The sequence below is a fragment of the Pseudodesulfovibrio portus genome (genome assembly GCF_026000375.1).
Taxonomy (GTDB): Bacteria; Desulfobacterota; Desulfovibrionia; order Desulfovibrionales; family Desulfovibrionaceae; genus Pseudodesulfovibrio; species Pseudodesulfovibrio portus.
This window is the reverse complement of record NZ_AP026708.1, coordinates 3,047,539-3,070,897: the sequence shown is the minus strand read 5'-3', so window position 1 is coordinate 3,070,897 and position 23,359 is coordinate 3,047,539. Positions and strand designations below refer to the sequence as shown.

The 23,359-nt window shown below is 62.5% G+C and carries 22 protein-coding genes; 19 read left to right on the top strand and 3 right to left on the bottom strand.

The annotated features are described in order from the left end of the window. The first annotated feature begins 5 nt into the window (after positions 1 to 5). The 8 genes from OO730_RS14735 to OO730_RS14700 all read left to right on the top strand — a co-directional run bounded on the left by OO730_RS14735 (position 6) and on the right by OO730_RS14700 (position 7,510). Positions 6 to 1,223, top strand: coding sequence for a YIP1 family protein (locus tag OO730_RS14735; protein ID WP_264982236.1), 1,218 nt, complete (start codon positions 6 to 8; stop codon positions 1,221 to 1,223). Positions 1,224 to 1,233: 10 nt separating this feature from the next. Continuing rightward, positions 1,234 to 1,569, top strand: coding sequence for a hypothetical protein (locus OO730_RS14730; RefSeq protein WP_264982235.1), 336 nt, complete (start codon positions 1,234 to 1,236; stop codon positions 1,567 to 1,569). Between the two features lie 103 nt (positions 1,570 to 1,672). Further along, on the top strand, positions 1,673 to 2,785 hold the full coding sequence (locus tag OO730_RS14725; protein ID WP_264982234.1) for an OmpA family protein: 1,113 nt from the start codon (positions 1,673 to 1,675) through the stop codon (positions 2,783 to 2,785). Positions 2,786 to 2,938: 153 nt separating this feature from the next. Beyond that, entirely contained in the window at positions 2,939 to 4,132 is a 1,194-nt protein-coding gene (gene ahbC / locus OO730_RS14720; RefSeq protein ID WP_264982233.1) for a 12,18-didecarboxysiroheme deacetylase, read from the top strand. Positions 4,133 to 4,313: 181 nt separating this feature from the next. Continuing rightward, entirely contained in the window at positions 4,314 to 5,294 is a 981-nt protein-coding gene (gene hemB / locus OO730_RS14715) for a porphobilinogen synthase (RefSeq protein ID WP_264982232.1), read from the top strand. Between the two features lies 1 nt (position 5,295). Further along, positions 5,296 to 6,486 (top strand): heme b synthase, encoded by a 1,191-nt coding sequence (gene ahbD, locus OO730_RS14710; protein WP_264982231.1) that lies wholly within the window; start codon positions 5,296 to 5,298, stop codon positions 6,484 to 6,486. Between the two features lie 223 nt (positions 6,487 to 6,709). After that, positions 6,710 to 7,159, top strand: a complete 450-nt coding sequence (ahbA, locus tag OO730_RS14705) for a siroheme decarboxylase subunit alpha (RefSeq protein WP_264982230.1) — start codon at positions 6,710 to 6,712, stop codon at positions 7,157 to 7,159. A gap of 24 nt (positions 7,160 to 7,183) precedes the next feature. Further along, a complete protein-coding gene (locus OO730_RS14700; RefSeq protein ID WP_264982229.1) occupies positions 7,184 to 7,510 on the top strand; it encodes a hypothetical protein in 327 nt (108 codons plus the stop codon). Positions 7,511 to 7,541: 31 nt separating this feature from the next. Here OO730_RS14700 and OO730_RS14695 read toward each other — a convergent pair whose 3' ends face one another. Further along, positions 7,542 to 8,324 carry a substrate-binding periplasmic protein gene (locus OO730_RS14695; RefSeq protein ID WP_264982228.1) on the bottom strand — a complete coding sequence of 261 codons (783 nt, stop codon included), beginning with the start codon at positions 8,322 to 8,324 and terminating at the stop codon, positions 7,542 to 7,544. Positions 8,325 to 8,490: 166 nt separating this feature from the next. Between OO730_RS14695 and rpe the strand changes: the two genes are divergently transcribed. The 6 genes from rpe (at position 8,491) to OO730_RS14665 (ending at position 15,307) form a co-directional block, all read left to right on the top strand. Then, a complete protein-coding gene (gene rpe / locus OO730_RS14690) occupies positions 8,491 to 9,141 on the top strand; it encodes a ribulose-phosphate 3-epimerase (RefSeq protein ID WP_264982227.1) in 651 nt (216 codons plus the stop codon). 64 nt (positions 9,142 to 9,205) lie between these two features. Further along, entirely contained in the window at positions 9,206 to 11,134 is a 1,929-nt protein-coding gene (locus tag OO730_RS14685) for an ATP-binding cassette domain-containing protein (RefSeq protein WP_264982225.1), read from the top strand. 2 nt (positions 11,135 to 11,136) lie between these two features. Continuing rightward, complete coding sequence (locus OO730_RS14680) at positions 11,137 to 11,628, top strand: GNAT family N-acetyltransferase (protein ID WP_264982224.1); 492 nt, start codon at positions 11,137 to 11,139, stop codon at positions 11,626 to 11,628. A gap of 103 nt (positions 11,629 to 11,731) precedes the next feature. Then, the gene (locus OO730_RS14675) at positions 11,732 to 12,394 is read left to right on the top strand and encodes a Crp/Fnr family transcriptional regulator (protein ID WP_264982223.1); all 663 of its coding nucleotides are present in this window, start codon (positions 11,732 to 11,734) and stop codon (positions 12,392 to 12,394) included. Between the two features lie 184 nt (positions 12,395 to 12,578). Then, the gene (gene cooS / locus OO730_RS14670) at positions 12,579 to 14,456 is read left to right on the top strand and encodes an anaerobic carbon-monoxide dehydrogenase catalytic subunit (RefSeq protein WP_264982222.1); all 1,878 of its coding nucleotides are present in this window, start codon (positions 12,579 to 12,581) and stop codon (positions 14,454 to 14,456) included. A gap of 56 nt (positions 14,457 to 14,512) precedes the next feature. Further along, complete coding sequence (locus tag OO730_RS14665; RefSeq protein ID WP_264982221.1) at positions 14,513 to 15,307, top strand: ATP-binding protein; 795 nt, start codon at positions 14,513 to 14,515, stop codon at positions 15,305 to 15,307. Positions 15,308 to 15,400: 93 nt separating this feature from the next. Here OO730_RS14665 and OO730_RS14660 read toward each other — a convergent pair whose 3' ends face one another. Then, positions 15,401 to 18,424, bottom strand: coding sequence for a proline dehydrogenase family protein (locus tag OO730_RS14660; RefSeq protein WP_264982220.1), 3,024 nt, complete (start codon positions 18,422 to 18,424; stop codon positions 15,401 to 15,403). A 12-nt stretch (positions 18,425 to 18,436) separates the two neighbouring features. After that, positions 18,437 to 18,910 carry an Lrp/AsnC family transcriptional regulator gene (locus tag OO730_RS14655; protein ID WP_264982219.1) on the bottom strand — a complete coding sequence of 158 codons (474 nt, stop codon included), beginning with the start codon at positions 18,908 to 18,910 and terminating at the stop codon, positions 18,437 to 18,439. 161 nt (positions 18,911 to 19,071) lie between these two features. Between OO730_RS14655 and OO730_RS14650 the strand changes: the two genes are divergently transcribed. From OO730_RS14650 to yjgA, 5 genes are read left to right on the top strand one after another with little or no spacing between them, the layout of a single operon-like run. Next, complete coding sequence (locus OO730_RS14650; RefSeq protein ID WP_264982218.1) at positions 19,072 to 20,208, top strand: ABC transporter permease; 1,137 nt, start codon at positions 19,072 to 19,074, stop codon at positions 20,206 to 20,208. After that, entirely contained in the window at positions 20,209 to 21,012 is an 804-nt protein-coding gene (locus tag OO730_RS14645; RefSeq protein WP_264982217.1) for an ABC transporter ATP-binding protein, read from the top strand. Continuing rightward, positions 21,009 to 22,160 (top strand): MlaD family protein, encoded by a 1,152-nt coding sequence (locus tag OO730_RS14640; protein WP_264982216.1) that lies wholly within the window; start codon positions 21,009 to 21,011, stop codon positions 22,158 to 22,160. The genes OO730_RS14645 and OO730_RS14640 overlap by 4 nt, the downstream gene beginning before the upstream one ends. A 15-nt stretch (positions 22,161 to 22,175) precedes the next feature. Beyond that, a complete protein-coding gene (locus OO730_RS14635; RefSeq protein ID WP_264982215.1) occupies positions 22,176 to 22,790 on the top strand; it encodes an ABC-type transport auxiliary lipoprotein family protein in 615 nt (204 codons plus the stop codon). Then, the gene (yjgA, locus tag OO730_RS14630; RefSeq protein WP_264982214.1) at positions 22,790 to 23,323 is read left to right on the top strand and encodes a ribosome biogenesis factor YjgA; all 534 of its coding nucleotides are present in this window, start codon (positions 22,790 to 22,792) and stop codon (positions 23,321 to 23,323) included. The genes OO730_RS14635 and yjgA overlap by 1 nt, the downstream gene beginning before the upstream one ends. Positions 23,324 to 23,359: the final 36 nt, after the last annotated feature.

Genomic DNA, 23,359 nt, shown 5'->3' with positions numbered 1-23,359 from the left:
CGGCAATGCAGATAGTATGTCCCGAGTGCAAATTCGCCCGCGAGGTAGATGAGAGCAAGATTCCCGCTCGCTCTCAGGTTGCCACTTGCCCGAAATGCCAGACGAAATTCAAATTCCGCGAACTGCCTGAACAGGATTTTCTCATCGAGGAACCAGTTGCGCCCAAGCAGGAATCCAAGCCGGAACCGGTTGCCGAGGCCAAGCCCGAACCGACTCCCGAGCAGGAACCCGTACTGAAGCCGTTCGTCCAGAAGGTCCCGGCCCGGCCCGAAACCGCTCCGAAACCCGAGCCCGAAGCCGAAGAACCCACGTTCCCCGGCATCCCCGGCCCTGCGGCAGACGATGACGGCGGCCTGTGGGACCGGCTGCACACCATGACGCCCCCGGAGGCCAAGCCGGAAGACGATGCAACCCCCCGGCCCGAGGTTGAAAGGAAACCGCCCGTCATCGGAGCGAAGTACGGCCAGCCCGAGGACCAGAGCCGGGACAACGAGCCCGTTTCCGGCTGGACCGGCGAATTCAACTCGGATTTCCCGGACCCCATGGATTTCCAGGATGAGGAGGACGAAGCCATGGAGGAGGAAGGCCACACCGTTCAGGTGCCGCCGCCCTTCGAGCAGCTTGACCGCTACGGGTTTTTCAGCGGCCTGTTCCTGACCGTCAAACTGGTCCTTTTCTCCCCCAGGCTCTTCTTCTCGGTCATGCCCGTGGGCAACGGCGTGTCCAAGCCCCTGACCTTTGCCATCCTCATGGCCCTGATCCAGACCGTTGCCCAGTTCGCCTGGGGCATGGCCGGGCTGACCCCCGGCATGGAAGTCACGGCGGGCGGCGTGACCCCCGTGGACTACAACGTGACCAACGGCATGTTCGAGCTGCTGCTCACCCCGGCGTTCGCGGCCATCACCCTGTACCTCTTCACCGGATTCTACCACGTCATCCTGTCCATGCTCAAAGCCGGCGACCGTGGATTCGAAGGCTCGTTCCGCGCCCTGGCCTATGCATACGCCCCCATGATCACCGGCATCATTCCCATGCCCACCATGGAGATCATGGCCGGGTGGATGCTCCTCTACGCCGCGTGGAGCCTGGTGCTCACGGCCATCGGCTTCAAACATATTCACAAGACCTCCTACCTGAAGACCATTCCCGTCCTGCTCATGCCCCTGCTCGTCGGCATGATTCTCGCTCTGCTGATGATACAGGGGCAGATGCCCACGGTTTAGGAGAGAACGGATGTTCGGCTGGTTCAAAGACAAAATCGAGACCTTCAAGGCCCAACGCAAGCTGGCCAAGCAGGTGGACCCGTACGAGTTCAAGAAGGCCGCCCGCGAAATCAGGGACCTGGCCGTGCTCGCCGTCCAGCTGAACCCCAGGGAACGGGACATCCAGAAACTCGTGCGCAACATCCTGGTGGAAATGGAGCGGCTGGCCGAACTGGCCGACAGGCCGGAATTCCGCCGCCTGTCCACGGGCAAGCGGCTGCTCCTCAGGCAGGGGCTCAAGGAATCCCGCGACCAGTTGCTCGAATCCATCGAGTCCGCGCCCTCCCCCACCCAGACCCTCCAGTAACGATTCCGGCATACTCTTTGCTCTCATCCCACCAGTGAAATCCGGCGCGTCGGCCTCTTGGCGCCCAACCCGGAACGGTTGCAACCAATAACTGGTGTATGTCATGAAAAAAGCCTTACTTTTCGTACTGTTGCTGACAATGTCCGCGTGCGCGCAGATCGACCCGTCCATCACGGATCAGCCGACCATCTACCGTGATGCTCCCGTCAGGAAATCGCCGCTCCAGGTTTCCGTCCATCCGAGGGGCAAGCAATTCAGCCCCCTGACCGCCTTTGTCCAGCCGTTCGTCATCCAGCAGCGGACCCCGGACCACGCAGCCCTGGCCGACTCCTTTGCCCAGATATTCCACAATGCCTGGACCGAGGAACGGATCTTTCCTGTCCAGGAATTCGCCCCCGGCATCCGCTATCAGGGCCTGCGCTCCTCCCTGGCCGAGGCACGTGAAAAGGGCGCCGACCTGCTGGTCATGGGCAAGGTCCCCTACTTCTACGTCGGGCACACCGTGGACGACACCGCCATCACCCTCCAGGTGGACATCTACGCCGTCAACAGCGGCACCCTGCTCTGGACCATGATGCAGTCGGCGCGCATGGAGGAAAAGGCGCCCAAGGATTTCATCTACTTCCAGCAGAAAACCCGCATGAGCCTGAGCCCGGTCAACGACGTGATCCGGGCCATCGCCAAGGACATGGCCATCCCCCTCAAGGCCTGGCTGCCCGACCCGGACGTCCGGTACGGCTTTGCCCGGGACGCCGACGGCGTGAAGGCCGGTCTCGCGCCGCTCCCGGCCGACGGCAAAAGCATCATGGGCGAACAGGAATTGACGCCCGAGGAGAGCGGCAACGCAAACCCTGACGTCCGCCCCGTTGTCCGGGGCGTGAACCTCGACGTGAACTTCGACTTCGACAAGTCCACCATCAGGCAGGATTCCTATTCCCTGCTCGACGAGCTGGGCACGGCCATGCAGTCGCCGGAGCTCAAGGGCAAACGCATTCTCATCGGCGGCCACACCGACGCCAAGGGGAGCGCCGAATACAACCTCGTCCTCTCCAAGAAGCGGGCCGAGGCCGTGAAGCAGTATCTCGCGGATCGATGGAAGATCGACCCGGCCACCATGGACACCATCGGCTACGGCAAATCCCGGCCCCTGAACCAGGGGATGACCGATGCCGAACAGCAGCAAAACCGGCGGGTGGAAGTCCGGCTCGTGCAATAGCCTCCGAGATGACTTCTTGACATTTTGCGAACAATTCTTATCTTTTGCGTCGGGAACGCAACGGGGGGCCTTTCCAGGCCCTTTTTTCGTCCTTTTCAGCACGCGCTTTGTGTGATACCTGAGACCTTCACTTCACCCGAGAGGTATATTTAAATGATAGGTATTTCAAAACTCTACTGCGGCGCAGTCGAGACGTCCGACGCCCTGCGATACGGTCGTGAATCCGGGCAATTGCCCTCCCACCTGCTGCAGTTTTCCAAGGACAAGAAACCCGTCGTGGTCTGGAACATGACCCAGCGGTGCAACCTCAAATGTGTCCACTGTTACGCCCACGCCGTCGATCCCAGTGATCACAAGGACCCCATCTCCACCGAAAAAGCGATGGAAATGATCGACGACCTGGCCCAGTTCGGCGCACCGGTCATGCTCTTCTCCGGCGGCGAACCCCTGGTGCGCGAAGACCTCGTGGACCTGGCCAAGTACGCCACCAGCAAGGGCATGCGCGCGGTCATCTCCACCAACGGCACGCTCATCACCAAACGCAAGGCCAAGGAGCTCAAGGAAGTCGGCCTGTCCTACGTGGGCATCTCCATCGACGGTTCCGAAGAAGTGCACGACGATTTTCGCGGCGTGAAGGGCGCTTACAAGCAGGCCCTCAAAGGCGTGGAGAACTGTCTGGCCGAAGGCCTCAAGGTCGGCCTCCGCTTCACCATCAACAAGCGCAACGCCCCGGAGATTCCCCATCTCTTCAATCTCATTGAAGACATGGAAGTTCCCCGCATCTGTTTCTACCACCTGGTCTACTCCGGACGCGGCTCCGAGCTGATCAAGGAAGACCTGGACCACCAGGAAACCCGCGAAGTGGTCGACCTGATCATGGACAAGACCCGCGCCCTCTTCGACAAGGGGCTGCCCAAGGAAGTCCTGACCGTGGACAACCACGCCGACGGCCCCTACGTCTACTACCGCCTGCTCAAGGAAGATCCCGAACGGGCCAAGGAAGTGCTCGAACTGCTCAAGATGAACGAGGGCAACTCCTCGGGCCGCGGCATCGGCTGCATCTCCTGGGACGGCAAGGTGCACGCGGACCAGTTCATGCGCCACCACACTTTCGGCAACGTGCTGGAACGCCCGTTCTCCGAAATCTGGACCGACGAGAGCATCGACCTGCTGCACAAGCTCAAGGACAAGCGTCCGCACGTGGGCGGCCGCTGCGCCACCTGCCGCTTCCTGAACATCTGCGGCGGCAACTTCCGCGCCCGGGCCGAAGCCTACTACGACGACTTCTGGGCGCAGGACCCCGCCTGCTACCTCACTGACGAAGAGATCACCGGCGAAAAGCTGTAAGAATGTCTCCGACGGCCGGGGGGAACCTCTTGAAAGAGGTTTCCCCCGGACCCCCTTCCAGAACTTTTTGTCGCTCGCTTCGCTCGAAGGCGTGCGTTCTCCACAAGTTGCACATCTTTGCGGGGCAGGCGAAATCGGGTATAGATGGTTTCAAACTGCATAAACCTGATCCGGAGCGAATATGATCCCTGCTGAATTCTACCGTGGACGCCGTTTGCGGACCTCCCTGGCCCTGCGCGAGTTGGTCCGGGAAAACAAGGTCACTGCCGATGACCTGATCATGCCCTACTTCGTGGTCGAGACCGACGACGAGTCATTCAAAAAAGAAATTTCCTCCATGCCCGGCCAGTACCAGCTGTCCCTCAAACAGTTGGAGCGGAAAGTCGGCGAAGCCGTGGCCGACGGCCTCAAGGCGTGCATCCTGTTCGGCATTCCCGCCGAAAAGGACGAGGTCGGCTCCGGCGCGTACGACGACGCGGGCATCGTCCAGAAGGCCATCCGGCTCCTGAAGGACCGCTGGCCCGAGTTGGTCGTCATCGCCGACACCTGCCTGTGCGAATACACCTCCCACGGCCACTGCGGGCTGGTGAAAAATGATTACGTGCAGAACGACCCGACACTGAATCTCCTGGCCAAGGCCGCCGTGGCCCAGGCCAGGGCCGGGGCCGACATGGTCGCTCCGTCCGACATGATGGACGGCCGCGTGGCCGCCATCCGCGAGGCGCTGGACGAAGAAGGGTTCATCAACACCCCGATCATGTCCTACGCGGTCAAGTACGCGTCCGCCTTCTACGGGCCGTTTCGCGAGGCAGCGGAATCCGCGCCCCGGTTCGGCGACCGCAAGACCTACCAGATGGACCCGCCCAACGGTCGCGAAGCCATGCGGGAAGCCGTTGCCGACCTGGAGGAAGGCGCGGACATCCTGATGGTCAAGCCCGGCCTGCCCTATCTCGACATCGTCCGGCAGGTGCGCGACAACTTCGACACGCCCGTGGCCGTCTACCAGGTCAGCGGCGAATACTCGATGATCAAGGCCGCCGCCCAAAACGGCTGGATCGACGAGATGGGCGTGATCATGGAATCCCTGGTCGCCTTCAAGCGCGCCGGGGCCGACCTGATCCTGACTTACTTCACCGAAGACGTACTCAAGGCATTGAAATAACATGAGCGAACATCCCAAAGGCCATCCCGGCGGCTGTCCCCCCGAGGGTCATCCCGGCGGACACCCCGGCACCCATCCCCACGGCAAGGCACACCCCGGCGCGGAGCATGCGCCCAAAAAATATCTCGACGACGGCGTCACCCCCATCTGCCGGCTCATCGCCTGGGAAGTGACCCGTTCCTGCAACCTGGCCTGCAAGCACTGCCGGGCCGAGGCGCACCCCGAACCCTACGAGGGCGAACTGTCCACCGAAGAGGCCAAGGCGCTCATCGACACCTTCCCGGACGTGGGCAGCCCGATCATCATCTTCACCGGCGGCGAGCCCATGATGCGCCACGACGTGTACGAGCTGATCAGTTACGCCAAGGCCAAGGGACTGCGCTGCGTCATGGCCCCCAACGGCACGCTCATCACGCCCGAGACCGCACGGCAGATGAAGGACGCGGGCATCGAGCGGTGCTCCATCTCCATCGACGCGCCCGAGGCCGCCCAGCACGACGAATTCCGGGGCGAGGTCGGCGCATTCGACGCCTCCATGCGCGGCATCCGGTATCTCAAGGACGTGGGCATCGAGTTCCAGATCAACACCACGGTGACCAAGAACAACCTCCACCTGTTCAAGGACATCTTCAACCTGTGCGAAGAGATCGGTGCGTCCGCCTGGCACATCTTCCTGCTCGTGCCCACGGGCCGGGCCGTGGAACTGGGCACCGAGGTCATCACCGCCCAGGAGTACGAGGACGTGCTCAACTGGTTCTACGACTTCCGCAAGACCACGGCCATGCAACTCAAGGCCACCTGTGCGCCCCACTACCATCGCATCCTGCGCCAGCGCGCCAAGGAAGAAGGCACGCCGGTCAACTTCGAGAACTTCGGCCTGGACGCCGTTTCCCGCGGCTGCCTGGGCGGCATCGGTTTCTGCTTCATCTCCCACCGGGGCCAGGTCCAGCCCTGCGGCTACCTGGAACTCGACTGCGGCAACGTCCGCGAGATCCCGTTCCCGGAAATCTGGAAGCAGTCACCGGAGTTCCTCAACCTGCGCAACCCGGACGTGTACGACGGCAAGTGCGGCTACTGCGAATACGAAAAGGTCTGCGGCGGCTGCCGGGCCCGCGCCAAGACCATGAACGGCCATTACCTCAAGGAAGAGCCTTTGTGCTCCTATACGCCGAAAAAGAGGCCCAAGAAATAGGCCTCCGGACCCCCATCCCCATCCTTTTCCAAAGCTTTTTGTGCCGCTTCGCGGAGGGTGGGGGTCACGGGAAAAAGCCCGATTTGACCAGATATTTATAAATGATGAGTATTCACCGCGCTGACACGGCCCCGCCGAAGGCGCGACAAAAAGTTTAGGAAGGGGGATCCAAGGGGGAAACCCTTCTCAAAGGGTTCCCCCTTGGCCGCCGGAGGCATCATCCATGGACGCATACGACAAGCAGATACTCGACATCATCCAGTCCCACTTCCCGCTGACCTCCCGTCCTTACGAGGAAGTGGGCAAGCAGGTAGGGTTGAGCGAGACGGACGTACTGGGCCGTGTTCGGGACATGAAGAAATCCGGGCTCATCCGGCGCATGGGGGCGAACTTCAGCTCCCAGTCGCTGGGCTGGCAGTCAACCCTGTGCGCGGCCAGCGTGCCCGAGGACAAGCTGGACGAATTCGTGGCCGAAGTGAACGGACACGACGGCGTGACGCACAACTATCTGCGCGAGAACGAATTCAATGTCTGGTTTGCGCTGATCGCCCCGGACATGGACGCGGTGGAGGCAATCCTGGCTTCCATCACCGAAGCCACGGGCATCAAGGTCCTGAACCTGCCCGCGAGCAAGCTGTTCAAGATCAAGGTCGATTTCAAAATGGACAAGTAGCGGAGACGCTGACAAGAGAGACGCATGCACAGGATATTCAAGGCCCTGCTCCTCGGCCTGGCAGCGGGCATCATCGACGCCATCCCCATGGTTTTCCAGGGGCTACCCTGGGAAGCGAACATCTCAGCCCTGCTCCACTGGCTCGGACTCGGCATCATCATCACCTACGCCCGCATGCCCCTGCCCAATTGGGCCTCGGGCTCGGGCATCGCCCTGTTGACGGGCATCCCCATTGCGGTGCTGGCCTACCCGGCCAATCCGACAAGCGTCTTTCCCGTCATTATCTTCTCCGCCATCCTGGGCGGCCTGCTGGGCTACACCTCGGACCGGCTCATCAATCGACTGCCGTAATCCGTGGTGCTCCAAGGCGTGTCATAGCCGTTTACTTGGTCGATGTCGGGTTGAAATATTTCGCTTTGATCTGCTCGTACCGACTCTTCTCTCCTCTTTTGCTGATTTTCAGCCTGTCGAGCGCTTCCTGAAGCTGGGCGATGAACGCATCGCTGACGGACGTGTTGAACCCGAAATACATTCTCAGAGGCTCCAGCCTGCGGACCAGAGGATAATTTTCCGGCCGCATGCCGTGGGTGGGCATCATCCGCCTGGTTCCCTGGAGTGCCTGGGCGATCAAATCCACCCGGCCCTCCCGAAGCATCTTCAGCTGCGTCCCTATTCCCCGGAGTTCAACCAGATTCTGCTCAATCCCCGGATAGGCCTTGAGCAAAGCGAGTTGGAGTGCCGTGTTGCGGACCACTCCGATCCGATACCGGAATATATCCTCTTCCTTGTCCATGACGATCTTCGCGGCACCGTCGGCGAACAACCCCACCTCCATCGAATCGATGGGGCCGACCCATTTGTACACGTCAATACGCTCGGGCAACCTGGCCAGACACAGGAGGGCGGTCCCGGGGAGAGTCCGAACACTGGATACGGCGCGAGCCCAGTTCGATTTCTCAATGGAGACATCGACCTCCGGAATCCCGGCCTCCCGGACGATCTCCCACAACAATTCCACGGCAAAACCCGTTGGCACCCCCTGCTTGTGCAGTTGAATGTAAGGCGGCAGGTCATCCGCATAGAACAGCACTCTTTCCGCCAGGCCGGGGGACGGCCAACAGGCCGCCGCAAGGCAGAACAAAACCAGCACCCCTCTTTTCACCATATACCTTTCGCTCCTATTAATTCGAAAGACACTAGCCCATTTTCCAAAAAACCAACAAGCCTTAAGTGCTTGCGCCATCCTTCACCGGACTCGGAAAGACTTGCGATCCCAGCATGGAGCGGGTACACCACTCCTAACGACACCAACCAAGCGGAGCAGCGCCACGATGATACTTTCCCCTTCCATGCTTTCCTCGGATTTCGCCAACATGGAAAGCGAGCTGAAAGCCCTGGAAAAAGCCGGGCTGGACTGGGTCCACCTCGACGTCATGGACGGCATGTTCGTGCCCAACATCACCTTTGGGCCGCCGATCATCAAGGCCATGCGCAAGAAGTCCAAGCTCTTCTTCGACTGTCACCTGATGATCAATGATCCTGGCCGCTACATCCAGGACTTCGCCGACGCCGGAGCGGACCTCATCTGCGTTCATGCCGAGGCCTGCGACCACCTGGAGCGGGTCTGCGCCCAGATCGCCGAGACCGGAGCCAAGCCCGCCGTGGCCCTCAATCCGCACACCCCGCCCGAGACCATCCGCTATCTCCTGCCGCAGTTGTACATGGTCCTGATCATGTCCGTTAATCCCGGCTTCGGCGGCCAGAAATTCATCCCCTTCTGCAAGGACAAGGTGCGCGACCTCAAGACCATGATCAATGACGCCGGGGCCGACACCCTGATCCAGATCGACGGCGGCGTGACGCTGGACAACGCCCGCGAGTTGACCGAGGCGGGCGTGGACGTACTCGTGTCCGGTTCGGCCTTCTTCAAGCACCCGCCCTACGGCGAGCGGCACAAGGCGTTCCAGGCAGCCTGCAAGTAGGGACCTTATTTCACTGACCCAAGCCGGGGCTGCTCATTCCAGCCCCCTTTTTTATTGGACCCCCATGGCCGTAATCTCCCTCCGCGACATCTCCATCAACTTCACGGGCACCGTGCTGCTCGACGGAGTATCCCTCCGCATCGAGCCAGGTGAACGGGTCTGCCTGCTGGGGCGCAACGGCGAGGGAAAGTCCACCCTGCTGTCCATCATCGAGGGCAGGACAGCGCCCGACCGCGGCTCCGTGGATTATGCGCGCGGCTCCCGCGTGGCCATGCTGCCGCAGGAGGTGCCGCTGGACCTGTCCGGCACGGTCTACGACATCGCGGCCCAGGGACTCGGCGAAGTCGGACGCCACCTGACCGGCTACCACGAGGCGTCCCGCTCCCTGGCCGAAACGCCCGAGCCCGACGACGCACTGGTGGCCAGGCTTGAACGCGCCCAGCACGCCCTGGAGGACGCCGGGGGCTGGCCCCACCACCAAACCATCGAGACCGTGCTCTCGCACCTCAAGCTGGATGGCGACGAATCCTTTTCCGACCTGTCCGGGGGCACCAAGCGCCGCGCTCTGCTCGCCCGTGCACTGGTCACCAATCCGGACCTGCTCATCCTGGACGAGCCCACCAACCACCTGGACATCGATTCCATCACCTGGCTCGAGGATTTCCTGGTCCGTCAGAATGCGGCGCTGCTCTTCGTCACCCACGACCGCGCCTTCCTGCGCAAGCTGGCCACCCGCATCGTGGAACTGGACCGGGGCAGACTCTTCAACTGGGACTGCGACTACGACACCTATCTCGAACGCAAGGACGCGGTGCTCTCGGCCGAGGCCAAGCAGAACCACAATTTCGACAAGAAGCTGGCCGAGGAAGAGGCGTGGATACGCCGGGGCATCAAGGCCCGCCGAACCCGAAACATGGGCCGCGTCCGCGACCTGCGGAAGATGCGGCAGGAACGCCAGGCCCGCCGGGACCGCACCGGCTCGGTGTCCATGGTCATCCAGGAGGCCGAACGCACGGGCAAGCTGGTGGCCGAGGCCAAGAACATTTCCTTCGGCTACGACAACAAGCCGCTGATCACGGATTTCTCCACGGCCATCATGCGTGGCGACAAGGTCGGCCTGGTCGGCCCCAACGGCGCGGGCAAGACCACCCTGCTCAAGATACTGCTCGGTGAGCTCGAACCGGAGTCCGGCTCCGTGCGCCACGGCGTGAACCTCCAGGTCAGCTATTTCGACCAGCTTCGGGAACAGCTCGACGAGACCAAGGATGCCCGCTGGAACGTGGCCGACGGCAACGACTTCGTGGACATCAACGGCCATCGCCGCCACGTGATGTCCCACCTCAAGAATTTCCTGTTCACCCCGGACCGGTCAAAAGTGCCGGTCTCGGTGCTGTCCGGCGGCGAACGCAACCGGCTGCTCCTGGCCCGACTGTTCACCCGCCCGGCCAACGTCCTGGTCATGGACGAACCGACCAACGACCTGGACGCCGAGACCCTCGATCTCCTCGAAGAGCTGCTCATGGACTACCCCGGCACCCTGCTGCTGGTCAGTCATGACCGCGACTTCCTGAACAATGTGGTCACCTCGACCATCGGCTTCGAAGGCAACGGCATGGTGGCCGAGTACGTCGGCGGCTACGACGACTGGCTTCGACAGCGGCCCGAGCAGGCCCCTGCCCCGAAAGCGCAGGACAAGCCCAAAGCCGCGCCCAGGCCGGTCCAACCGGCAAAAAAGAAGCTCAGCTACAAGGAAAAATACGAACTGGGAAAAAAACGCGAGGAACTCAAAGCCATGCCCGCGCTCATCGAGCGGCTGGAAACGGACCTCGCGGAGGTGCAGGGCAGGATGTCCGATCCGGATTATTTCAAGACTCCTCCGGAAACAATGGCCGACGACCAAGGCCGCCTGGAATCCCTTGAGAGCGAGCTCGAAGCCGCTTACGCGACATGGGAGCAACTCGAAACCGCCCTTGAAGGCATTGAACTGGATTGATTATGAAGGACCTGACAATTCGCAACGTCACCATGGACGACCTCACGGCCTGCCATACCATCGAAGCCAACTGCTTCCCCGCTGCCGAGGCGGCCTGGACCACCTCCCTGCGCACCCGCATCGAGGAATACCACGAAGGCTTTCTCGTGGCCGAATTGAACGGCAAGGTGGTCGGCCAGGTCAACTCCGGAGCCACTGACAAGGACGACATCACCGACGAGGAGTTCAAGCAGCTCGTCGGCCACGACCCGGACGGCCGGAACATCGTCATCTTCTCCCTGTCGGTCCATCCCGAATTCCAACGCCGGGGCATCGCCGACCGGCTGATGACCGAGTTCATCAACCAGGCCCGCGACATGGGCAAGGGCGCAATCAAGCTGTTGTGCAAGGAAGATCTCATCCCCTACTACGCACGCCACGGCTTCCTGGATGACGGGCTGTCGGCCTCCAATCACGGGGGAGCCGCCTGGCATTCGATGACGTTGCACCTCTAGCCACCCGCGACCCCCGGCGTCACTTGGCACGCCTTTGCCGGTTGGACGCTCTCCTGCCGTCGTGCTATACTGAAACACCATAGACCATGGGGGAGGGGCGGCCATGAAATTCTCCGGCATCAATCTCCTTGACGAACTGGGCAAATCGGAACTGGCCGAACTGCGGGCCGCATTCCACGAGCGCTCCTTCGTCAAGGACCACATCATCTACACCCCGGAGGCGGAAGACGATCTCGTCTTCGTCATCTCCAAGGGGCGCGTGCGGATTTACCTGGCTTACGGGGACAAGGAGTTCACCCTGGCCATCCTGAATCCGGGCGACCTCTACGCCACCCATGCGGACTGCTACATCCAGGCCTTTGACGACACCACCCTGCTGCTCGCGGGCGTAAAAGAGGTAAAGACCGTCATGGCCAGGGTCCCCCTGTTCACCCGGACCATGGTGCGGGTTCTGGGGCACATCCTGCGCAACTCCTTTTCCATCATCGGCGACCTCGCCTTCAAGGACATCCGCGACCGACTGTTGAGCTACATCCTCGTCGAGGCCGATACTCACGGCACGAAGCTGGAGGACGGCGGCGTTGAGTTGCGATTCGACCTGACCATCGAACAGCTCTCCCTGCTCATGGGCGCAACCCGCCAGACCGTATCCACCCTGCTCAACAATCTGGAACGGGACGGACTGATCAAAAAAACCGGACGCGGCAGGTATTGCATCCCGGACATGGATGAACTCTCGCGGCAGGCGGACAAAAACGCGGCCTGATTATCCAAGCTCCCCCCGGCCCAGCCCCTACCCTCAATTCTTTTTCGCTCATCCTGCCTGTTTTGTCGGGTATCCGACATACCCTTTGCCCCCGGTGGTGTAAGCTACAGGCCAGCAATAGGGTTTCTTCAATATTTCCGGCGCGTAAAAACATTGCCCGGGACAAGCAGATTTGGAGGGAAAAATGGCAAAAGAACCGAGACCTATCGACCAGTTGACCATCTGGGACGATGCAAAGGCCATGATCAGGAAGGCCAGGGCCGAAGGCATCGAGACCGTGCACGAGCGGCTTGACCAACAGACGCCCCACTGCAAATTCTGTGAACTGGGCACCACCTGCCGCAACTGTACCATGGGCCCCTGCCGCGTCTCCGAGAAAAAACCGCGCGGCGTGTGCGGCGCCGACGCCGACGTCATCGTGGCCCGCAATTTCGGCCGGTTCGTGACCGGCGGTGCCGCCGGGCACTCCGATCACGGCCGCGACCTCATCGAAGTGCTGGAGGCCATCGTCGAAGGCGAGGCTCCGGACTACAAGATCACCGAGGAAGGCAAGCTGCGCACCATCGCCGGTGAGATCGGCATCAAAGAGGCAGGCCGCGACATCATGGACGTGGCCAAGGACGTCATGGAATGTTTCTTCGCCGACTTCGGGTCCCGCAAAAAGGAAGTCTCCTTCCTTTCCCGCGTGCCGCAGAAACGCAAGGACCTGTGGGCCAAACTCGGCATGACCCCGCGCGGCGTTGACCGCGAGATCGCCGAGATGATGCACCGCACCCACATGGGCTGCGACAACGACGCGCCCAACACCCTCATCCACGCGGCCCGCACGGCCCTGGCCGACGGCTGGGGCGGCTCCATGATCGGCACCGAACTGTCCGACGTCATCTTCGGCACACCCAAGCCCAGGATGTCCACGGCCAACCTCGGCGTCATCAAAGAGGATCAGGTCAACATCCTGGTGCACGGCCACAACCCGGTCGTCTCCGAGCAGATCCTGGCCGCCGCCCGCGATCCCGAACTCCTGGCCCGTGCCAAGGAACTCGGCGCATCCGGCATCAACCTGGCAGGCCTGTGCTGCACGGGCAACGAACTGCTCATGCGCCAGGGCATCCCCATGGCGGGCAACCACCTGATGACCGAGCTGGCCATCATCACCGGCGCGGTCGAGGCCATCGTGGTGGACTACCAGTGCATCATGCCCTCCCTGGTCCAGGTGGCCGGCTGCTACCACACCAAATTCATCGACACCGCCAACAAGGCCCGCTTCACCGGGGCCATCCACTTCGACTTCCAGCCGCGCACGGCCATGCAGCAGGCCAAGGAAATCGTGTCCATCGCGGTCGAGGCGTTCGCCGAGCGCGACGCCGGTCGCGTGGAAATCCCGGGCGAACCGATCGAGATCATGACCGGCTTCTCCAACGAGGCCGTCATCGAGGCCCTCGGCGGCTCCCTTGATCCGCTGATCCAGGCCATCGTGGCGGGCGACATCAAGGGCGCTGTCGGCATCGTGGGCTGCAACAACCCCAAGATCAAACACGACTCCCTGAACGTCGGCCTGGCCAAGGAACTGATCAAGCGCGACATCCTGGTCATCGCAACCGGCTGCGTCACCACCGCGGCGGGCAAGGCGGGACTGCTCGTGCCCGGCGCCATCGAGATGGCCGGTCCGGGCCTGAAAAAGGTCTGCGGTTCCCTGGGCATCCCGCCGGTCCTGCACTACGGGTCCTGCGTGGACAACTCCCGCATCATGCAGCTCTGCGCGGCCCTGGCCAACACCCTGAACGTGGACATCTCCGACCTGCCCGTGGGCGCGTCCTCGCCCGAGTGGTACTCGGAAAAGGCCGCCGCCATCGGCCTCTACGCCGTGGCCTCGGGCATCTACACCCACCTCGGCCACCCGCCGAACATCCTCGGCTCCGAGACCGTCACCAACCTGGCCGTCTCCGGCCTGGAAGACCTGGTGGGCGCGACCTTCTTCATCGAACCCGACCCCGTCAAGACGGCGGACCTGTTCGAGGAGCGGATCAACGCCAAGCGCAAGGGCCTCGGACTGGACAAGTAGACCCGCACGGGGACCTCTCTCGGGAGGTCCCCGTCTCCCAACTCAACGGAGATCGCATGAAGATAGCATTCGCCGGCAAGGGGGGCGTGGGCAAAACGTCCCTCACGGCATGGATGGCCGACCACCTCGCCCGCACCGGGCGCAATGTGTGGATGATCGACGCGGACACCGCCCTGTCCCTGGGACAGGCGTCGGGACTGGCCGCCGGGGACCTGCCCGAGCCGCTCATCCGGCGCGGGGACCTGGTCCGCGACCGCATCCACGCGGGCGGATTCCTGAATCTCAATCCCGACGTGGACGACCTGCCGGAGACCCTGGCCGTGGACGTGCCCCTCGGCGGCCCTGCCCGACCGGGCGTCACTCCGGGCCGCAAGCGGCTCATCGTCATGGGAGCCGTGACCAACGCGGGCGGCGGCTGCGCCTGCGACGCCAACGCCCTGCTCAAGGCGGTCCTGGCCCATATCGTCATGGACCGCGACGACTGGGTCCTGGTGGACCTGGAAGCGGGCGTGGAACACCTGGGACGCGGCACCGTGGCCCACGTGGACGGGCTGGTGGTGGTCTCCGAACCGTCCATGCGCAGCCTGCAGACCGGCGCGGAGGTCGGGCGCATGGCAACGGACCTCGGCCTGACCAACCAGGCCCTGGTCATCAACCGGCTCGCCCACGGCACCCCGCCCGCCCTGGACGGCCTGCCCGAATGGAGCGTCACCATACCGCCCCTCCCCGGCCTGATGGAACGGCAGATGACGGACGGCTCGGTCCTCGGCCTGCCCGAGACCGAACGCATCGACGCCATCATCGAGAATCTTCTGGACAGGCTCGGCGCGAAACGGCCCGCCCTGGCCTAGTAACCTCAGGGCCGCCCGCGCCAGCCCGACGCCAACGAGAAGGGCCCGGCAGAGAACTCTGCCGGGCCTTGTTTCATTCCTTGCATCAGCCGTCTAACCGAGCCAGTCGTCCTCCTCCTCGATGGGAGCGAAGCCACGGCGCATGGTGTTTTCGCAGACCAGGCGCGGATCGAGGAACTGGAGCAGGTAGTCGGGGCCGCCGGACTTGGAGCCCACGCCGGACATCTTGAAGCCGCCGAAGGCGTGGCGTTCCACCAGTGCGCCGACCGAAGGCTTGTTCAGGTAGAGGTTGCCGACGCGGAACTGCTTGTAGGCCAGCTCCAGATTGGCCGGGGACCGGGAGTAGATGGCCCCGGTCAGGGCGAACCGGGTGGAGTTGGCGATATCGATGGCGTCATTCATGTCCTTGGCGCGCATGACCGCCAGCACAGGGCCGAACACCTCTTCCCGGGCGATGCGGTGCTCCCTGGTGATGCCGTCCACGATGGTCAACGGCACGTAGCAGCCGCCCGTGGCCTTGAGGTCGTCGGACACCTCGCGCTTGACCAGCACGTTGCCCTCCTCCTCGGCGATCTTGACGTAGCGCAGCACATTTTCCCGGGCAGCCTTGTCCACCACCGGGCCCATGTAGTTGGCCGGATTCTCGGACGGGCCGAGCTTGACGGACCTGGCCGCCTCGGTCAGGCGCTCCACGAACCGGTCGTAGACCGCGTCGAGGACGATGACCCGCGAACAGGCCGAGCACTTCTGGCCCTGGAAGCCGAAGGCGGCATACAGCACGCCGAGCACGGCCTCGTCCAGGTCGGCGTCGTCGTCGATGATGGTGGCGTTCTTGCCGCCCATCTCGGCGATGACCCGCTTGCACTGCTGCTGGCCCGGCTGGACCCTGGCCGCCTTTTCCTGGATGCGCAGGCCGACCTCCATGGAGCCGGTGAAGGCGATGACGGATACGTCGGGGTGCTCGACGATATGGTCGCCGATGACCGAACCCCGGCCCGGAATGTAGTTGAACACGCCGTCGGGCAGTCCTGCGGCCTTCCACATCTCCACCAGGCCGTAGCCCACGCAGGAGGAAATCCCGGCGGGCTTGTAGACCACGGGGCAGCCGGACACGATGGCTGCGGAGACCATGCCCACGGAGATGGCCAGGGGGAAGTTCCACGGCGCGATGACCGCAGCCACGCCCTTGCCCTGGTAGAAGAGCTGGGACATCTCGCCTGGGGCGCGGCCCATGCGGCGGGGGTTGCCCAGCCGGATCATCTCGCGGGCGTAATATTCCAGGAAGTCGATGGCCTCGGCCACGTCGGCCTGGGCCTGATCCCACTGCTTGCCCACTTCCAGGATCTGCATGGCGGACAGGTCGTGGATATTGTCCTTGAGGTACCGGGCCGCCTTGAGCAGGACCTCGGCGCGTTCCTCGGCGGGCACGTCGCGCCAGGACAGATAGGCTTCGGAGGCGGCAGCGATGGCGTCGTCCGCCTCAGCCACGCCCGCCTGGCAGACGGACCCGATGATCTCGGACGGATCGGCCGGGTTGTAGGAATCCAGATGGTCGCCAGTGCGGACCTCCTGCCCGTTGATGAACAGGGGGACCTCCTTGCCCATGACGCCGCGCACCCTGGCAATGGCCTCGGGGTAGGCGGCGCGCTCGGCCTCGATGGTGAAGTCCGAAGGCGGGAAGTTGGCGAAACGGGGCAGCCCGCCCTGCGCTTCGGGCTCGGGCGCAACGCACTTGCCTTCCAACTGGCGGCGCAGGGTGGCCTCCGGGTTCTCCAGGAGCCGGTCCATGTCAGCCTCGTCGGCAAAGGTCTGCTTGAGGAATGACTCGTTTGCCGTATTCTCCAGCAACCGGCGGACCAGATAGGCCATGCCGGGCAGCAGGTCGCCGTAGGGGCAGTACAGGCGCACCCGCCTGGCCACGTTCTTGAGGCCCTTTCGGACGGGCTCGGCCATGCCGTAGAGCACCTGGAACTCGTAGCGGTCCTCGGCCACGTTCATGTCGGCGGCCATCTCCATGACGGCGGAGATGGTGCGGATGTTGTGCGAGGCGCAGGCGAAATGGCAGATGTCGGCGTTTTCAAGGATCATCCTGGCGGCGCGCTCAAAGGCCATGTCGGACTCGGGCTTGTGCGTCCAGACCGGCACGGGCCAGCCGTTCTGCTTGGCCAGGACGGTCTCGTAATCCCAGTATGCGCCCTTGACCAGACGTATGGAGATCGGCAGTCCCGTCTCGCGGGCCCAGGCCAGGAGGCCGCGCACGTCTTCGTCCGTGGAGCGGAGGTAGGCCTGGAACACGATGCCCAGGTGCGGGTAGTCGGGATATTTGGTGCGCAGCCGCTTGTACAACTCGACGGTGGCGCCCTTGTACTTGAGCTGCTCCATGTCGATGCACATGAACCCGCCCATCTCCATGACCTTCCTGTAGATGGGCTCGATGCGGGACATCATGCCTTCCACGGTGCCGTCCATGTCCACGGGCTTGGACTGGGAATAGAACGCGGACGGCTTGACCGCCACGTTGACCTTGGGAGCGTGCCCCCAATCGAGGTCGTCACCGCCGCCGTCCAGGGGCTTCCACTTGGCCAGCTCCTTCTGGATGGCTTCCAGCACTTCCATGTACCCTTCGCGATAGGCGTCGGACTCCACCTCGGACACGGTGGCCTCGCCCAGCAGGTCCAGGACAAAGGCGAAGCCGTCCTTGCGGAGCTTCTTGATGCCCTTGACCGCCTCCTTGGAGACCTGCCCGATGATGAACTGGCGGGCCATGGACTCGATGTTGGAGCGGATGGTCTTGTTCAGGACCTTGGCCACCAGACCGCCGCCGATCTTGGTCTTGGTGGCCCCCCATTTGAGGACGTCGGGAATGTTGGAATCGTCGCCTGCAAAATATTCTTCGATATGGCGCGAAAGCGACTCCGAGGTGTTCAGGTAAGGAAGAACATCAACAAACCTGAACATTTGGACCTTGAAATCCTCGTTTTTCATGGCCCAATCCATGACCTTTCCGGTCCACCAGCCCTTGTTGAAAACCGAAGGAGATTCGCCTGAAATGGACGAAAAAAACTCCCTGCCCCGAGCAATGATCCTCGGGTCCAGGGAGCTGATGTCAGTCGTCATGTTTAGCTCCTGTTATTCGTCTTCTCCGGGTAGCGGTATGACCCGGGATTCTTTCACCGTGGTCAGCACGATGGTTGAGTTGGTGTCCCTGACCGGCCCGATGGTGCCGAACTTGGCCAGCGTGGCCTGCAACGCTTCCGTATCTTCCACGCGCACCTTGACCAGATAGGAGTCGCGGCCCGCGGTATAATGAACTTCAAGAACTTCGGGGAATTCGGCGAGCTTGCTGCCCACTTCGGTGGCGCCCACGCCCTCTTCCACCCGGATGGAGGTGAAGGCCGTCAGCCCCCGCCCCAGTGCCTTGTGGTTGACAATGCACTCATATCCCTTGATGATGCTGGAATTCTTCAGCTTGCGTACCCGTTCGAGCACTGCCGAAGGGGCCTTGCCCACCTTCCGCGCGATCTCGGCATTGGATATCTTGCCGTCAGCCTGAAGTATGTTCAGGATTTCCAAATCCAGCTTGTCAATCTTTCTGTTATTCATAGAAATAGCAAATAATATTCTTCAAGCAGAAAGTCAATACCCTTTCAGAGGTTGGACCAAGAAATCGGCCCGCCCCTCTTTCCTGTTGCCAAATCCTCAGATATCTTTACAATTCGTGAATATTTGGGATTGAACATTTTGCCCGGACAAAGACATTGGCCGTGACGACTTCCATTCAGGACACCGCCCGCTTCACCGTGACCGCCGACGGAGACGCCCTCCGCGTGGCCCTCGGCGGTCGTCTTGACGCCGATGGAACGGCCTCCATATGGAAGGCAGCCCTGGAGGCCGTGAAGGCGGCCTCCTTTTCCGCCGTGGAAGCGGACTGCGGCGAGGTCACCTACATGGACGGCGCGGGCGTGGCCCTGCTCGTCCGGCTGCGGGAGGTGGCCGCCGCGAAGAACGCCCCCATCACCCTGAGCCGATTGCGCGACGAGGACGAGAATCTCCTCATGCTGACCTGGGAAACCGAACTGCCCCAGTGGGACCGGGCCAACCGGGAGCGGCGGGGACTGGCCGTGGCCGTGGGCGAGGCCACCGGCGAGATATGGAAAACCATCCACCAGATGATCTCCTTTGTGGGCGAGTCCTTTGCCCTGCTGGGCCAGGCCATACTCCATCCGGGCCAGGTCCGCTGGAAGGACGTGCTCCTCTCCTGCATCAACGTGGGCGTGGACTCCATGTTCATCATCGTGCTCATCGGATTTCTCATGGGGCTGATCATGTCGTTTCAGTCCGCCATCAGCCTGCAGCGGTTCGGCGGCGAGATATTCGTTCCCAACATGCTCGGGCTTGTCATGTTCCGCGAGATGGGCCCGCTTGTGACCTCCATCCTCCTGGCCGCCCGGTCCGGCTCGGCCTTTGCCGCCGAGATCGGCACCATGAAGATCAACGAGGAACTGGACGCCCTGACCACCATGGGGCTGTCGCCCATGAAATTCCTGGTGGTGCCCAAGCTGCTGTCCACCATGATGGTCGTGCCGCTGATGACCATGTTCTTCAACCTGGCCTCGCTGGTGGGCGGCGCGGTGGTCATGCTCTCCATGGGCTACCCCCTGGTCACCTTCACCTCCCGCGTGTTCAGCTATCTCGATTTCGGCGATTTCTGGGGCGGCATGGGCAAGGCCCTGGTCTTCAGTTTCCTGGTGGCCGGAGTGGGCTGCCTGCGCGGCATCCAGACCAGGACAGGGGCCAGCGCGGTGGGGCTGTCCACCACCTCGGCAGTGGTCTCCGGCATCATCTTGATCGCCTTTGCGGACGGCATCTTCGCCATGGCCTTCTACTATCTGGGGATATAGGTGGCGACCGTGGAAAGCAAAGAGATCGTCATCAGCGCACGCAACCTGACCTGCGGCTACGACGGGACCGTGATCGTGGACAATGTCAGCTTCGACATCACCCGAGGCGAGATATTCATCATCCTGGGCGGCTCGGGCTGCGGCAAGTCGACCCTGCTCAAGAACATGATCGGGCTCCTCACCCCCATGTCCGGCGAGGTCTGGTTCGGCGAGGACGAATTGACTGCGGCCACGGGCGGGAAACGGGACGCCATCATCCGCAAGTTCGGGGTCATGTACCAGATGGGCGCCCTGTTCGGGTCCATGTCGCTGTTGCAGAACGTCATGCTGCCGCTGGAGGAATTCACGGACCTGCCCCGGGACGCACGCGAGATCGTGGCCAAGTCCAAGCTGGCCATGGTCGACCTGGAGCACTCGGTGTACAAGATGCCCGCCGCCCTGTCCGGCGGCATGAAGAAACGGGCCGCCATCGCCCGGGCCATGGCGCTCGATCCCGGCATCCTCTTTCTGGACGAACCGGGGGCCGGGCTCGACCCCATTTCCAGCGCAAGCCTGGACGAACTGATCCTCGATCTCTCCCGGAATCTGGGCATCACGTTCGTCATCGTCACCCACGAGCTGGAGTCCATTTACAAAATCGCGGATCGGGTTATCATGCTCGACAAGGACGTCAAGTCCATCGTGGCCGAGGGCGATCCCAAGGTGCTGCGCGACACCTCCGACAACCTGTTCGTCAAACGATTCTTCCACCGCCAGCCAGGGTTGCTGCCTGACGGCCAAACTTCCATGAAGGATGCGGGATGATACGGAAAAACGACTATTACAAATTGGGCGTCTTCATCATCATCGGCACGGGCATGCTCATCGCGGTGATCATCATCCTCGGTGCGGGCCGCTATTTCGAGACCACCTACACCATGGAGACCTACTTCGACGAATCGGTCAACGGATTGGCCGTGGGCTCGCCTGTGAAGCTCAGGGGCGTCAAGATCGGACGCGTGGCCGACATCAGCTTCGTGCCCAACATATACAAGGACATCGACGCCTCCGGCTCCCGCTACGTGTACGTGGAATGCGACATCAACCCCGACCTCTACGACGACATCCCGGAAGTGGAATTCCGGAAACAGGTGCAGCAGGAAGTCAAGCGCGGCCTGCGGATACGCCCCACCTCGCTGGGGCTGACCGGGCAGCTGTTCCTGAACATCGTCTACGACGACCCCGACACGAGCACTCCGCTGCCCATCAACTGGGAACCCAAGCACTCATACATCCCATCCGCGCCGTCCACACTCAGCCAGGTGGAAGGGGCCATCACCACCATTTCCAAGACCTTGAGCAGCCTCAAGCAGGATGACCTCGAAGCCATCATCGGGGACGTCAAATCCATCGTCAACACCATCGCCGAATTCATGAAGACCGAAGGCGGACGCGCCGCAGGCAACAAGATCCTGGCCATCCTCGAAGAGACGCACTCCATCCTGAGCCGCACCGACGAACTCCTGGCCGACCCGGCCATGGACAAGATCATCCCCAACGCAGCCGGGGCCGCCGAATCGCTGAACACCATCCTCACCCGGTCCGCCGACGACATCATTGCGGCAGCAGGGGAAGCGCGGCAGGCCATGACCAGCTTCAAGCGGGCGTCCTCGGTGCTCGAAAAAGCCCTGTCCGACCCGCGCGTGGACACGGCCATGGGCGAGATCGCGCCCACGCTGGAAAACATCTCCAGGGCGTCCACGGACCTGACCGCCGCAGTCAGCAAGGTCCACGCCCTGGTCAACCGCCTCAACGGCGTGGTCGCCTCCGAGACGAGCAACGTCCACTCCATCCTCGAGGACACCCGCGAGGTCATGCAGAACATCAAGGAACTGACGGGCACCGCCAAGCGGTATCCCTCTGATCTCCTCTTCGGAGCGCCGCCCAAGAAACCCAACCCGGAAGCACCATAACCAGGGGCCAGAACCATGAAACGACACACCCTCATCCTGCTCGCCCTGGCGGCGCTCCTGGCCGCCGGCTGCGTCCAGCTTACCCACGACCCCGTGGACAAACGCTATTACCAGATTACGCCTGAACGCACGGCCGCCGGGGCCGCAACGAACAAGGACATGGTCCTCAAGGTGCGGCGGCTGTCCGTCTCCGACCTGTACAACACCCGCGAGCTGGTTTACCGAGAAGCCGACGGGCGTGTGGAGTCCGACTACTACAACATGTTCTTCGTCACCCCCGGCGACATGCTGACCCAGGAACTCCGCCAATGGCTTCGGGACTCGAACCTCTTCACCCACGTCATCGAGCCCGGTTCCATGGTCGTCCCGGGCCTGACGCTCGAAGGAGTTGTCAACGCGCTCTACGGCGACTATACGGCTGATGCGCCCACCGCCGTGGTCGAGATGCAATTCTTCGTGGTGGACGAATCCACGTCCAGGAACGTCATCGTTTTCTCCGCCGGCTATACGCAGCGCGTGCCTGTGTCCAAGGCCGATCCCACGGAGCTGGTCAAGGCCATGACGCAGGGCGTGGAAACGATCTTCACCAACCTTGAAACCGATCTGGCCAAAGCGCCGCTCACCCCATAATGGCAAAAAGAAAAGAAACATACAGACCCCAGGAATTCGACGAAAACGGGTACGACGGACCGAGTCGATCCCAGTTGAAAAGGGACATGACCGAGTTGCAGCAACTCGGAATGGACCTTGCCGCGCTTGGCGACGGCGTGATCAAAGGAGCGAATCTCCCCGAAGAGGTGGAGAAGGCCCTGCTGATGATCAAAAAAATAACCAAGCACGAGGCGCGGCGGCGGCACCTCCAGTACGTGGGCAAGCTCATGCGTACCTTCGACACCGGCCCCGTGCGCGAGATAGTGGAGGCCGCCAAGGCGGGCCACCAGATCAAGACCGCCGAGTTCAAGCGTTTGGAGAAATTGCGCGACCGCCTGATCGACGGCGACGACGACCTCCTCCAGGAACTCTTCGAGCAGCATCCCGAAGAAGGTCGGCGGCTGCGCCATTTGACGCTCGGCGCTCGCCGCGAGCGGGCCAGGGAGAAGCCGCCCAAGGACGCCCGCGCGCTCTTCAAGCTCCTGCGCTCCCTTCCTTCCCCGGAAAAATAATCATCGCACGCCCTTGACGCGGGCGCATACGGTTTT